The organism is Sporosarcina sp. 6E9, assembly GCF_017921835.1.
Taxonomy (GTDB): domain Bacteria; phylum Bacillota; class Bacilli; order Bacillales_A; family Planococcaceae; genus Sporosarcina.
Window position 1 is genome coordinate 1,425,060 of sequence record NZ_JAGEMN010000001.1, and the last position, 13,662, is coordinate 1,438,721.

Genomic DNA, 13,662 nt, shown 5'->3' on the forward strand with positions numbered 1-13,662 from the left:
TACTAATTCATAATACCATGTAAATTTATCAATGTAAAGAATGTTTAGCCCTCGGCGAGGATTTCAATCGCCATCTTTTTATCTTTTTCAATTTGTACGATGAGCGCATCTATCGATTCGAACTTCTTTTCTGCTCGGATATGTTTCACCCATTCAACGGAAACTTCCTTACCATATAAATCCCCATCATAATCAAATATATGAACTTCAACCATTGGACTTTTGACATCTGGATTATTAAAAGTTGGTTTTACGCCTACATTACAAACGCCGTTCATCAACGTTTCGTCAACTATAAAGCGGACTGCATAGACGCCGTTTTCAGGTAGAATAGAACCTTCTAAAGGTAAGACATTTGCTGTTGGAAATCCTAATTGGCGACCTTTCTTTTCGCCGCCAACAACGGTACCAATCGTTCGAAAATTTCTACCCAAGAGCAACGATGCTTCCTCTACATTCCCTTCTGATAGAAGTTTTCGAATACGGGTTGATGATATTTTGTCAGCATTATCCGTTACTTTCCCAACGATTGTCGTTTCATATACGCCTGCTGAAAGCATCTTCATATCTTCCATTGTACCAGCACCCTTCAATCCAAAGGAATAATCAAATCCAGCCGTTACATGCTTAGCACCAATTGATTTAATAAATAACTCTACAAATTCACTCGGCTTGAGAGAGGCTAGTTGCATATCAAACTTCACAACGAATACTGCATCTACTCCCATACTCTCCAAAAGTCTTTTCTTTTCTTTAAACGGGGTAATGTAGCCAATCTTATTTTCGCCTCCGCCTAATACATGAGATGGATGCGGATCAAATGTCATCACAGCAGAGCGAATCGATAATTCTTTCGCTTTTTCGATGGCTTTCGTAATTACAGTTTGGTGTCCTTTATGCAGACCATCAAAAAAGCCGATTGCTAAAGAATATTCATCATCACTATCAATCGTCATATTTTCCGGAAAATCTAGCTTGAAAACTTTCATATTCGTCCCCTCCCTCTCAATGATTTAATGGAAACATCTTTTCTGGCTTCATTAATTCAGGCTTAGTCGGATGAATTTTATAGACAGCCAAAGCTTGATTATTTTTCGTGTAGACAATTGGCTGTCCTTCATCAAGCAACGGGTTTTTAGGCAACACTTGCCCATGTATTATTTTATCATAATCTTGATTGTCTACCTCAACAAATGGAAATTCGACTAATGCGTCCTCCAGCGGATGTATGCATGTGTGAAGTTGATCAGTTGCTTTGAGTTCTTCGAGTTCTTTCAGCGTGTAACAGTCTGCTTTTCCATAGGTGCCAGAGGCTGTTCGAACAAGTGATGCCATATGTGCAGGATAACCCAATAACTCACCGATTTGAACAGCAAGCGTTCGGATGTAAGTTCCCTTTCCGCAACTAATACGGATTTTAAAACTCACTTCCGTTCCTTCAAACGTATTCGCATCGTCAAGTAATTCCAACTCATGGATTTTTACAATTCGCTTCGGTCTTTCTACTTCGATACCTTTTCGAGCATATTCATATAACTTATGACCATTTACTTTAACAGCTGAATACATTGGCGGGATTTGTTCAATGTCCCCAGTAAGTTCTAAGAGGATATTTTCAATTTCCAATCGTGAAAAACGTTTAAACTCATCATTTTCTGTAACAATTGCGCCGTCGGCATCTTCGGTTTCAGTCGCTTTGCCAATTGAAATGACAGCAATGTATTCTTTCCCTGCGTCGGTTATATATTCTGCCACTTTCGTCGCTTGGCCAATACAAATAGGGAGGACACCTTCTACACTTGGATCCAGCGTGCCAGTATGTCCGACCTTTTTCGTCCCCAATATTTTGCGTAATTTATATACGCAATCATGTGACGTCATCCCTTTTTCCTTCCATAGTGGGAGAATCCCATTCATGTCAAAACCCCGTTTTCTATGTAAATTAAAGGAAGTCGGAAAGTCCATTTGGACACCGACTTCCTCCATTTTGTTATTCTTTAGATTCGTTATTCACTTGAGTGAGAAGCGTTTCGATTCTATTTCCATAAGCAATGGATTCATCGAATGCAAATTCAATCTCAGGCGTTACTCGAAGTCTGATTCGCTTGCCGATTTCAGTGCGAATAAAACCTTTTGCCTTATCTAAGCCTTTTAAAGTTGCTTCTTTTTCTGATTCATTTCCAAGAACGGAAATAAAGATTGTTGCATTTTGCAAATCACCTGTTACCTCTACATCGGTCACGGTGACGAAACCGATTCTTGGGTCTTTTACTTTTTGCAAAATAATTTCGCCAAGTTCTTTCTTCATCTGTTCCGCAACACGATTTACACGTTTTGACATGGATAGTCACCCCGATTCGTAATCAGTAAAAGTCTACTGTCATCTGGGTCATTTCCCATTCTGGATTTGATTCCAATAATCGGATTGCCCTTCTTACCTCTCGTTCCGCAGCATCTTTTGATGATGCTGTTGCTACAAGCGCTAATGTCGTTCGCTGCCAAAGATTTTGATGGTCTATTTCTGCAATGGATACGTTATAGGCATTTTTCGTCCTATCCGTCATGCTTTTCAAAACAGAGCGTTTTTCTTTTAACGAAGCAGCCATGGGAATGAAAAACGTACATTCAGCGTAGACGATCATACCCGTTTAATTTCTTCCATCACGAAGGCTTCAATAATGTCGCCTTCTTTAATGTCGTTAAAGTTCTTCACTGTAATCCCGCATTCGTACCCTCTTGCAACTTCTCTAACGTCATCTTTGAAACGTTTCAAAGCTTCTAGTTCACCTTCAAAGATTACGATGCTGTCGCGTATGACGCGCACGCCAGCGTCACGAACTATTTTACCTTCAGTGACATAGCTACCTGCGATAGTACCGATTTTAGACACAACAAAGGTTTCGCGCACTTCTGCTTGACCGACGACTTTTTCTTCGAATTCCGGATCTAGCATTCCTTTCATCGCTGATTCGATTTCTTCGATTACTTGGTAAATGACACGGTGTTGTCTAATATCGACACCTTCAGCATCCGCAGCACGTCTTGCATTCACATCCGGTCGAACGTTAAATCCAATAACGATTGCGTTTGAAGCTGCTGCAAGGGATATATCTGATTCATTAATTGCTCCCGCACCTGTATGGATGATTTTCACATTGACGCCCTCTACTTCAATTTTCATGAGAGATGCCGCCATTGCTTCAACCGTTCCTTGTACGTCGGCTTTAACAATTAGTTTTAATTCTTTCATTTCGCCTTGTTTCATTTGATCAAACAAGTTATCCAATGTAACTCTGGTTTTCACATCTCGTTGTTCTAGAATCGCTTCACCAGCTCTTGCTTCACCAATTTGACGTGCTGTTTTCTCATCTTCAAAGACGACAAAACGGTCACCTGCCTGTGGTACATCGCTTAGTCCAGTAATTTCAACTGGCGTAGAAGGTTCAGCAGATTGAACACGACGACCTGTATCGCTAATCATTGCACGTACGCGACCAAATGTATTTCCTACTACAATCGGATCTCCGACTTTAAGTGTTCCATCTTGCACGAGTAACGTTGCAACAGCACCGCGTCCGCGATCTAACTCGGCTTCAATAACCGATCCGCGCGCACGAATTGTTGGATCTGCTTTAAGTTCAGCAATTTCAGCTACAAGTAGAACCATTTCAAGTAATGTATCGATTCCCTCGCCTGTTAGTGCAGAGATTGGAACGAAAATTGTTTCGCCGCCCCACTCTTCTGATACGAGTCCGTGTTCTGTAAGTTCTTGCATAACACGTTCTGGATTTGCAGCAGGCTTATCGATTTTATTTACAGCTACAATAATCGGAACCTCTGCTGCTTGCGCATGATTAATGGCTTCAACTGTTTGGGGCATGACACCATCATCAGCTGCAACAACCAGAATTGTAATATCCGTTATTGAAGCACCACGTGCACGCATTGTTGTAAATGCCGCGTGACCAGGTGTATCTAAAAACGTTACTTTTTTACCATCATTATCGATCTGATAAGCACCGATATGTTGTGTAATTCCGCCCGCTTCGCCTTGTGTTACTTTCGTATTTCGAATCGAGTCAAGTAGCGTCGTTTTACCGTGGTCAACGTGACCCATAATTGTTACCACTGGTGCACGTTCAATAATATTTTCCGGTGAAGAAACCTCTTCTTCAAAGCCTTCAGTTTCTTCGAAATAAATATCAAGGTCAGTAACATCAATACGAATTTCTTCTTCAACTTCTACACCGTAATCTGAACAAATTAACTCAATCGCATCTTTATCAAGTTCTTCGTTAATTGTAGCCATAACGCCAAGCATTAATAACTTTTTAAGAATCTCAGAAGGTTCGCGACCTAATTTCTGTGCAAGTTCCCCTACTGAAAGAGATTCATAAAACGTAATTTTTTCTGGAAGAGGTTGTTGAACCTTCGGAGTTGGTGCTGGACGGTATCTTCTTCTTCCTTGGTTAATACCTCGTGCTGGTGGACGTCCACCGCGACGACCTGGTGCTCTGCCCCCTGCAGGACGTGAAGCCGGACCTGTCGATCCACCTGGTGATGTCGTAGCTGGACGATTAGCTCCACCTGATGCTGGACGATTTTGGCCACCCGATGCTGGACGATTCTGACCGCCCGACGCTGGACGATTCTGACCGCCCGATGCCGGACGATTCTGACCGCCCGATGCTGGACGATTCTGACCGCCCGATGCCGGACGATTCTGACCGCTCGATGCTGGACGATTCTGACCGCCCGATGCCGGACGATTTTGGCCGCCCGATGCTGGACGATTCTGGCCGCCTTGTTTACTTGTTGGCGCTTTTGATACTTCTTTTCTTTCTTTATTTCCGCCAAATGACTGATCCAGTTTTGTAACGACATCTTTATCTATTGTAGACATATGATTCGTTACATTCACATTTAATTTCCCGAGTTCTTCAATTACTTCTTTACTCGTTTTTTTCACTAGTTTCGCGTATTCATGTACACGTACTTTTGTCATGCGCTCACCCCCGGTTGTATTCGTTAAGAAGCTCGGAAAGTTTTTTAGCAAATCCAGCATCCGTTATTGCAAGTATGACTCTCGACTCCTTGCCAATTGCGTGTCCCAGATCTTCTCGACTCCCAAAAACATGCTTCTCAACGTTAAAAAAGGTACATTTATCCGTGACTTTTTTCATTGTGTTTGCAGATGCATCATTCGAAACGATGACGAGTTGTGCTTTGCCGTTTTGAACTTCGCGTATTGCGAGGTCTTCACCCGTTACTACCATTCTCGCGCGCGTTGCTAAACCGAGCAACTGAAAGATTTTCTGTTTGTCTTTCATTTCAAAGACTCCCGACGGATTGCATGTAGTAAATCCTCATACACATTTTCTGGAATAGCCGTCTTCAGTTGACTTTCAATGGAACGATTACGTCGTGCAGTTTCGACCGCTTCTTCGGATTTTGACACATAAGTCCCTCGACCTGATTTCTTACCTGTTAGATCGACTGAAACTTCCCCTTCTTTTGGGCGAACGATGCGAATCATTTCTTTTTTAGGAAACATTTCGCCTGTCGCTGCGCATTTACGCAAAGGTACTTTTTTCATGTTCGTCATGTGTGATCATCCTTTCTTCTCAGTCTTCGTCTTCTTTATATAAATCAATTGGTTCATCATGATTAGCATAATCTTCTTCTTCAAAGTATGCGTCAACTTCGCCCGCTTTATCACTTGGCGGATAAATTCCAAGTTCGCGCGCACTTTCTTCACTTTTAATATCGATTTTCCATCCTGTCAATTTAGCAGCAAGTCTCGCATTTTGTCCGCGCTTTCCGATAGCAAGTGATAACTGATAGTCAGGTACAATTACTGTCGTTGACCGCTCTTCTTCATTCACCTGAACATCCAGTACTTTGGATGGATTCAATGCATTCGCAACAAAAACGACTGGATCCTCTGACCATTCTACTATATCAATTTTCTCGCCATTTAATTCCGTAGAGATTGATTGTACACGAGCACCCCTAGAACCGACACATGAACCAATCGGATCCACTTCAGCCTGGTTTGTAAAGACTGATATTTTCGAACGGTCGCCTGCTTCACGAGCAATTGTTTTAATTTCAACGATGCCTTCATAGATTTCAGGCACTTCAAGTTCAAACAATCTACGGAGGAGTCCCGGATGCGTTCTTGAAACGAATACTTGCGGTCCTCGTGACGTTTTTTCAACTTTTGTAATATATACTTTAATACGATCATGCGGTTTGTAGGATTCAGCTTGGATTTGTTCTCCAGACGGCAATACCGCTTCAACTTTTCCTAGACCCACATAAATATTACGCGCATCGAGTCGTTCTACAATACCATTCACGATATCATCTTCACGATCTACATATTCATCATATATCATGCCGCGCTCTGCCTCGCGAACTCGTTGCGTTACAACTTGCTTTGCCGTTTGCGCTGCAATTCGTCCAAAATCTTTTGGTGTAACTTCTTCTTCAAAAACATCCCCGATTTCATATGCAGGATTGATAAGATGTGCATCCTCTATCGAAATTTGAAGACGATCATCTTCAACTTCTTCTACAACATCTTTTCGTGCATATACCTTCATTGAACCGATATCAGAATTCAAGTCAACCCGAACATTTTGAGCTTGATTAAAGTTTCTTTTATATGCAGTTACAAGCGCCGCTTCAATCGCTTCCAGCAATACGTCTCTTGAAATTCCTTTTTGTTGTTCAAGAGCTGTTAATGCATCGAGTAGATCACTACTCATTTCTCATCACTCCTATTATCATTTATGCGGAAAAGTCAATTGCCAAACGTGCAACTGCAATTTTCGTTTTTTCAATTAAAACAGTAACTTTTCTAGTTTTAATACGTATTTCAACCTCTGCTCCGTCTGGACCATATGCCAACAAATAACCTTCAAATTCTTTCATGCCATCAATTGGTGCATATGTTTTAATGTATACGTATTGTCCAATCGCATTTTCAAAATCTTCATCTTTTTTTAATGGTCGTTCAGCTCCTGGAGATGAAACTTCCAGAAAATAGTTTTGTGTAATTGGGTCGGTACGGTCAAGCTCCTCGCTTAATTGTTCACTTACGAGCGCACATTGATCAATGTCGATGTCACCTTCTGGTGTGTCAACATAAACGCGTAGGAACCAATCTTGTCCTTCCTTCACAAATTCTACATCGACAAGCTCCAGTCCTAAATCAGCTACAATTGGATGAACGAGCTCTTCGACTATTTCCGTAATTTTACTCATTTTATCCCTCCCATAATCACATTAATCAGCCTTGAAATGTTTGCGTCTGGATTTCAAATTAACTTTCCTTATTCAATATCTTTGGCATTCTTCCAATGCTTTAACCTCATTTCGAAGTTGCGAAATGATGCTAAAAAACTACTGAACAACAGAAAAGAGCGGGAAATCCCACTCTCTGCGCAAGACTATTACAAAAGTTGTATTAACTATAACATAGGCAATTGGGTGTTGCAAACAATGCGGTCAGAACAACGATAGCTGGTTAGCTTCAGGCAAACCTTCAAGACAATTAAGTGAATCCATATACTCAATAACCGTTTTGGAAACACGGCCACGTTGCTGTAAATCCTCTTTTGACAAGAACTCGCCATCTTTTCGTGCTTCAACAATCGTTTTCGCGACGTTCGTCCCAAGTGATGGAATCGAATTGAACGGTGGAATGAGTGAATCGCCATCAATGATGAAAGTAGAAGCATCTGATTTATACAAATCAGGTTTACTAATTGAAAATCCACGCTCATACATTTCTAGAGATATCTCAAGCACCGTCAATAAATTCCTCTCTTTTGGCGATGCCTCCAACCCTTTCGCATTTATTTCCTGTATTTGTGCCCGGATAGACGCTGATCCTTTTGTCATTGTTAATAAATCGAAATCAGCAGCTCTTACCGAAAAGTATGCCGAGTAATAAAAGATTGGATGGTGCACTTTAAAATATGCAATTCGAAGTGCCATTAATACATAGGCCGCGGCATGCGCCTTCGGGAACATGTATTTAATTTTTTTACAGGAGTCAATATACCAAGCCGGTACGCCTTGTGAGCGCATCTCATCTTCGAACTCCGGTGTAAGTCCTCGTCCTCGTCGAACGGACTCCATGATACTAAATGCCATAGATGGTTTTAGACCTTGGTGCATTAAATACACCATAATATCATCTCGACAACCAATAACCTCCGATAACTCACAGGTTTTATTCTTTATTAATTCTTGTGCATTTCCTAGCCAAACATCCGTACCATGCGATAATCCGGAAATCTGAATGAGTTCCGAAAATGTCGACGGCTTTGTTTCTTCTAGCATTTGACGGACAAAGCGCGTACCGAATTCAGGCACGCCAAGCGTTCCTGTTTTACATCCGATTTGCTCAGGTGTAACACCGAGTGATTCGGTTCCGCTAAATAATTTCATGACGCCTTCATCATCAGGCGGAATTGATAGCGGATCGATACCAGATAAATCTTCCAGCATTTTTATCATAGTTGGGTCATCGTGACCTAGAATATCGAGCTTCAACAGGTTGTTTTCTATTGAATGGAAGTCAAAGTGCGTCGTTTTCCATAAAGAGTTCAAGTCGTTCGCTGGATATTGAATCGGTGTAAAGTCGTGTATATCCATCGTATCCGGAACAACTATAATTCCACCTGGATGCTGACCGGTATTTCGTTTTACGCCGGAACATCCGATAACGAGGCGGTCAATTTCAGCGCCGCGCAAATGAAGTCCATTATCATTCATATAGCCCCTAACATAGCCGTATGCCGTCCGTTCAGCGACCGTTCCAATTGTCCCTGCCCGGTATACGAAGTCTTCTCCAAAGAGTTCTTTCGTATAGTTATGCGCGTTCGCTTGATAATCTCCACTAAAGTTCAGGTCAATATCTGGAACTTTATCCCCTTCAAATCCTAGGAATGTTTCAAATGGAATATCTTGCCCATCCTTACTAAGCGGTACATCACAATCAGCACAATTTTTATCCGGTAGATCATATCCAGAACCGACAGATCCATCTGTGAACCATTCTGCCTTTTTACAATCAGGACACACATAATGTGGCGGCAGTGGATTCACTTCCGTAATTTCCATCATCGTTGCAACAAATGACGAGCCTACTGACCCACGGGAACCAACTAGATAACCGTCATCGAGAGAACGTTTAACCAACTTATGAGAGATTAAATAGACAACAGAAAAACCATTTCCAATAATAGAGGTAAGTTCCTTTTCCAATCGCTCTACGACAATCTCCGGTAAATCTTCGCCATATAGTTCATGAGCCATGGAATAACTTAAATCTTTGACTTCGTCTTCTGCACCTTCAATTTTAGGTGTATATAAATCATCTTTAATCGGTTTAACATCGCCGATTCTTTCCATTATCTTACGTGGATTGTCAATTACGATTTCTTCTGCAATATGTTCGCCTAGAAAAGCGAATTCAGCCAACATCTCATCTGTCGTTCTAAAATGGACGGCAGGTAACGAATGACGGTTCAACGGATTTGCGCCGCCCTGTGAACGAACTAGAACTTTACGGAACATCGCATCATTTTCATCTAAATAATGGACATTACCTGTCGCACAAACAGGTAGATTAACTGCTTTACCAAGTTTCAATAACTTACGCATAATATCTTCCATATTCCATTCATCACGAATTAGTTCCATATCGATCAGGTGTGAATAAACGGCTTTCGGATGTATTTCAAGATAATCGTAAAACTTTGCAATTTCTTCAACTTCATCAGGAGATTTTTGCATTAGCCCTTGAAATACTTCCCCATTTGAACAACCCGAACCGACTAAAAGACCTTTTCGGTGTTTAACCAGGAGGGATCTTGGAACTCGCGGAACACGGAAAAAGTAATCCATATGCGAATGTGAAACAAGTTTAAATAGGTTCTTTAAACCTTCATCATCCGTTGCAAGAATCGTACAATGCGATGGTCGTGCACGTTTGTACGTATCGCCACCGCCGATATGCTTGTTGAAATCATCCAAGTAAGTAATTCCTTTTTCTTCTTGCGCATCTGCCAGAAGTCTGAGGAATAAATGTCCTGTAGCTTCAGCATCGTAAATTGCACGGTGATGTTGCGTTAATTCGATATTATATTTCTTCGCAAGTGTATTCAGTCGATGATTCCCCATTTCTGGATGGAGAAGACGAGCAAGTTCAAGCGTGTCGATTACTGGATACGTAACAGAAGGCAAATCAGCATTTTTAGATGCCTCATACAAGAACCCCATATCAAACGATGCATTATGCGCAACAAGTATTGAATCACCAATCCATTCAGTAAAGTCGGTGACAACTTCTGAAACATCAGGTGCATCCTTCACCATATCATCCGTAATTCCCGTGAGGTTTGTTATTAAAGCGGATATTGGTTGATGCGGATTGGCAAATCGTTCGAACGTATCTATCACTTCACCATTCTTTATCTTAACGCCGGCAAGCTCAATGATTGTGTTGTAAACTGCCGATAAGCCTGTCGTTTCCACGTCAAAAACGACGTATGTATCATCTTCGAGTTTACGGTGTTGCTCGCCGTATGCAATCGGAACACCGTCGTTGACAAGGTTAATTTCCATTCCGAATAGAACTTTTATGCCATGTTTTTTTCCGGCTGAATATGCATCCGGATAAGATTGGACGTTTGCATGATCTGTTATTGCTATGGCTGGATGTCCCCATTTTGCCGCTTGTTCAACTAGTGCAGACGGTGTAACAACTGCATCCATTTGACTCATCGTCGTATGCGCATGCAGTTCAATTCGCTTTCGGTTTTCTGGCGCTTTGTCCTGGCGAATAATGGGGGATACTTCCATTATGGATTGTGCCATCATGATTAGATCTCGAACAAATGTATCGTTTTGGATTCCACCTCGTGCACGAACCCAGGAGCCTTTCTTTAAATTCGACATGAGCAGGCCATCTTCTTCATTTCGCGAAAACATTTTAACGATGATGGAGTCTGTATAATCGGTTATTTTAATCGTAAGGAGTGATCTACCGCTTCTGAGTTCACGAACCTCGGTATCGAACACATAACCTTCAATAATAACGCTGCGTTCCTCATCCTGAATATTACGGATTTCCATTATCGGTTCATTATTTTTAATTGGCGTACCTAATTGGAACGGACCGGACGGTGCATCGCCGTTTTCCTTGCGATTTTGTTCGCGTTTTTGCATGTCGGCAAGTGCTTGTCTTCCCATTTCCTCTTCTTCTAGTTGACGTTGTTTGAGGAATGCTTGGTGCGCTTCTTCCGCCTCGTTCGTGTTTTCGGTTAATTGAAAATCAATTATCGGTTGGGAGAATCCAAACTTTGTATATGCGTCAGAAATTAGAGGCGCATACTTTCCTTTCATCGTTTGAAGCTCCATGTCATTGACGCATATAAGTGTCATTTTCCCGCCCATTACGGCTGGTTTCTGACTCGTCAACCTTTCACGAATTGGCGGCGACATATCTTGTAGCTCTTCAATAACGAATGGCCAATAGCTTGCGATTAATTGTTCATCGGAAATCGTGTTTTGACTTGTAATTTGGAGTCTGATTTTTGCTATTGCAGAAAACGCTTGATTGATTCGCTGGGAAAAAACTGTATACACATCGACTGGTAGTGGATTAGCTAATTGGAGATTAAATTGCCAGACTTTCGATTTACGGTGAATGCTTACGCGTTGTAATAATGCATTTTCAAAGTGTCGAGTATATTCATCATCAGTCATATCGATTTGTTTTAATAAAAGTTGCAACTTCATTTTTTGATCAAGTAATTCGCCCATAAATGTCTTCCCCCTTACTAATCAGTAAAAAAGAAGGAAGCACCGACAACGGTCTTCCCTCTACTGTTTTATTCGGCTCCGAAAAACTCTTGGAGCTTTTCAGTGATTTCTTCAACATGCCATTCTGTTGACTCACCTGATTCGCGGAATTTTACTTCAACAATACCTTCAGCGGCTTTCTTGCCGATTGTAATCCGAATTGGTAAACCGATAAGGTCTGAATCAGTAAATTTCACACCCGCGCGAACCGAGCGATCATCATACAAGACGTCAAACTTATACGACTTAAGGAGCTTGTATAAATTATTCGCGACTTCTTTCTGATCTTCATTATTCAAATTGATTGGCACGAGATGGATGTCGAATGGCGCGAGGTGTTTCGGCCATTTCAAACCGTTTTCATCATTGAATTGTTCAGCAACTGCTGCCATAATTCGTGAAACGCCAATTCCGTAGCAACCCATAATATATGGTTTCGTTCTACCGTTGTCATCAAGGTAAGTTCCGCCCATCGGCTCACTATAAGTTGTTCCTAGTTTGAATATATGTCCGACTTCGATACCTTTAGCAAATTTAACAGTTCCTTCACCATCCGGCGATGGATCTCCTTCTTCGATAAACCGTAGGTCTAGATATTTATCGACTGCAAAATCACGTTCAGGATTCACATTTATTAAATGATATCCATCTTCGTTTGCACCTGTTACAGCATTGACAATTGCCGCAACCGCGTTATCTGCAATTACTTTAACGCCAACTGGTAGTTTAACAGGACCAATCGAACCGACTTCACATGAGAGCAACTCGTAAATATCACCTTCATAAGCAAATTCAACCGAAGTCGCATCAAGCGCATTTTTCAATTTAATATCGTTAATTTCGTGATCGCCTCGCCCTAGTACAACGACTAGTTCACCGTCTATATTAAACACAAGTGTTTTAATAACTTTGCTTGCTTCGACATTTAAAAACGAAGCAACTTCATCAATTGTTCGCATATCTGGCGTTGATACTTTCTCTACTTCTTTTAACGGTTCATCAGATTTAGCGTAGTCATTTAGTACTTCCGCCATCTCAACATTAGCCGCATATTGAGAAGTATTGCTATACGCAATTGTATCTTCACCAATTTCAGAAAGCGCCATGAATTCGTGTGTACCCGTCCCGCCGATTGCTCCTGCATCCGCAATTACAGATCGGAAATTTAGGCCAAGTCTTGTAAAGATATTTGTATAGGCTTGCTTCATATCTTGATATTTCTCATCGAGGCTTTCTTCAGATGCGTGGAAAGAGTACGCGTCTTTCATGATGAATTCCCGACCACGAAGCAATCCAAAACGAGGACGTTGTTCATCCCTGAATTTTGTCTGAATTTGATACATCGTTAATGGTAGCTGCTTATAGGACTTCAACTCATCACGTACTAGTGCCGTGATAACTTCTTCATGAGTTGCCCCAAGTGCAAACTCTCTATTATGACGGTCTTTTAAACGAAATAATTCGGGACCGTAGTTGTACCACCTGTCGGATTCTTGCCAAAGTTCTGCATGTTGCATAGCAGGCATTAGCACCTCGACCGCATCAATTGCTTCCATTTCTTCACGAACAATCTTCTCGATTTTCGCTAAAACTTTTTTACCTAAAGGTAAATAGGAATAGATGCCACTCGTCGTTTGACGAATGAAACCTGCACGCAATAGGAGTTGGTGAGATCTAATTTCTGCATCCGATGGTGTTTCACGCATTGTAGGAATAAACGTTAAAGATTGTTTCATCATTTCACCCCATAGTTTGTTTTTCGAGCAAGAACTTCTATAT

The 13,662-nt window shown here is 41.4% G+C and carries 11 protein-coding genes; all 11 read right to left on the reverse strand.

All coding sequences use genetic code 11. The annotated features are described in order from the left end of the window. Positions 1 to 44: 44 nt before the first annotated feature. Positions 45 to 989, reverse strand: a complete 945-nt coding sequence (locus J4G36_RS07435) for a bifunctional riboflavin kinase/FAD synthetase (protein ID WP_210469394.1) — start codon at positions 987 to 989, stop codon at positions 45 to 47. Positions 990 to 1,005: 16 nt separating this feature from the next. Next, positions 1,006 to 1,917: a tRNA pseudouridine(55) synthase TruB gene (gene truB / locus J4G36_RS07440; protein WP_210469395.1), complete on the reverse strand. Its 912-nt coding sequence runs from the start codon at positions 1,915 to 1,917 to the stop codon at positions 1,006 to 1,008. 73 nt (positions 1,918 to 1,990) lie between these two features. Further along, on the reverse strand, positions 1,991 to 2,341 hold the full coding sequence (rbfA, locus tag J4G36_RS07445) for a 30S ribosome-binding factor RbfA (RefSeq protein ID WP_210469396.1): 351 nt from the start codon (positions 2,339 to 2,341) through the stop codon (positions 1,991 to 1,993). Between the two features lie 22 nt (positions 2,342 to 2,363). After that, positions 2,364 to 2,642 carry a DUF503 domain-containing protein gene (locus J4G36_RS07450; RefSeq protein ID WP_210469397.1) on the reverse strand — a complete coding sequence of 93 codons (279 nt, stop codon included), beginning with the start codon at positions 2,640 to 2,642 and terminating at the stop codon, positions 2,364 to 2,366. Continuing rightward, positions 2,639 to 5,005: a translation initiation factor IF-2 gene (gene infB / locus J4G36_RS07455; protein WP_210469398.1), complete on the reverse strand. Its 2,367-nt coding sequence runs from the start codon at positions 5,003 to 5,005 to the stop codon at positions 2,639 to 2,641. The genes J4G36_RS07450 and infB overlap by 4 nt, the downstream gene beginning before the upstream one ends. Before the next feature lie 4 nt (positions 5,006 to 5,009). Then, positions 5,010 to 5,330: a YlxQ family RNA-binding protein gene (locus J4G36_RS07460; RefSeq protein WP_210469399.1), complete on the reverse strand. Its 321-nt coding sequence runs from the start codon at positions 5,328 to 5,330 to the stop codon at positions 5,010 to 5,012. Continuing rightward, positions 5,327 to 5,605 (reverse strand): RNase P modulator RnpM, encoded by a 279-nt coding sequence (rnpM, locus tag J4G36_RS07465; RefSeq protein WP_210469400.1) that lies wholly within the window; start codon positions 5,603 to 5,605, stop codon positions 5,327 to 5,329. Before rnpM ends, J4G36_RS07460 begins: the two co-directional genes overlap by 4 nt. A 19-nt stretch (positions 5,606 to 5,624) precedes the next feature. Next, positions 5,625 to 6,773 (reverse strand): transcription termination factor NusA, encoded by a 1,149-nt coding sequence (gene nusA / locus J4G36_RS07470; protein WP_210469401.1) that lies wholly within the window; start codon positions 6,771 to 6,773, stop codon positions 5,625 to 5,627. Positions 6,774 to 6,795: 22 nt separating this feature from the next. Next, positions 6,796 to 7,272, reverse strand: coding sequence for a ribosome maturation factor RimP (gene rimP, locus J4G36_RS07475; RefSeq protein WP_210469402.1), 477 nt, complete (start codon positions 7,270 to 7,272; stop codon positions 6,796 to 6,798). A gap of 243 nt (positions 7,273 to 7,515) precedes the next feature. Further along, positions 7,516 to 11,844 (reverse strand): PolC-type DNA polymerase III, encoded by a 4,329-nt coding sequence (locus tag J4G36_RS07480; RefSeq protein WP_210469403.1) that lies wholly within the window; start codon positions 11,842 to 11,844, stop codon positions 7,516 to 7,518. A gap of 68 nt (positions 11,845 to 11,912) precedes the next feature. Next, positions 11,913 to 13,619 carry a proline--tRNA ligase gene (locus J4G36_RS07485; protein WP_210469404.1) on the reverse strand — a complete coding sequence of 569 codons (1,707 nt, stop codon included), beginning with the start codon at positions 13,617 to 13,619 and terminating at the stop codon, positions 11,913 to 11,915. Between the last annotated feature and the right edge of the window lie 43 nt (positions 13,620 to 13,662).

Bases quoted from the DNA above. Each gene is read 5' to 3' on its own strand.
- J4G36_RS07435 (WP_210469394.1), bottom strand. From the start codon at position 989: ATGAAAGTTTTCAAGCTAGATTTTCCGGAAAATATGACGATTGATAGT.
- truB (WP_210469395.1), bottom strand. From the start codon at position 1,917: ATGAATGGGATTCTCCCACTATGGAAGGAAAAAGGGATGACGTCACAT.
- rbfA (WP_210469396.1), bottom strand. From the start codon at position 2,341: ATGTCAAAACGTGTAAATCGTGTTGCGGAACAGATGAAGAAAGAACTT.
- J4G36_RS07450 (WP_210469397.1), bottom strand. From the start codon at position 2,642: ATGATCGTCTACGCTGAATGTACGTTTTTCATTCCCATGGCTGCTTCG.
- infB (WP_210469398.1), bottom strand. From the start codon at position 5,005: ATGACAAAAGTACGTGTACATGAATACGCGAAACTAGTGAAAAAAACG.
- J4G36_RS07460 (WP_210469399.1), bottom strand. From the start codon at position 5,330: ATGAAAGACAAACAGAAAATCTTTCAGTTGCTCGGTTTAGCAACGCGC.
- rnpM (WP_210469400.1), bottom strand. From the start codon at position 5,605: ATGACGAACATGAAAAAAGTACCTTTGCGTAAATGCGCAGCGACAGGC.
- nusA (WP_210469401.1), bottom strand. From the start codon at position 6,773: ATGAGTAGTGATCTACTCGATGCATTAACAGCTCTTGAACAACAAAAA.
- rimP (WP_210469402.1), bottom strand. From the start codon at position 7,272: ATGAGTAAAATTACGGAAATAGTCGAAGAGCTCGTTCATCCAATTGTA.
- J4G36_RS07480 (WP_210469403.1), bottom strand. From the start codon at position 11,844: ATGGGCGAATTACTTGATCAAAAAATGAAGTTGCAACTTTTATTAAAA.
- J4G36_RS07485 (WP_210469404.1), bottom strand. From the start codon at position 13,619: ATGAAACAATCTTTAACGTTTATTCCTACAATGCGTGAAACACCATCG.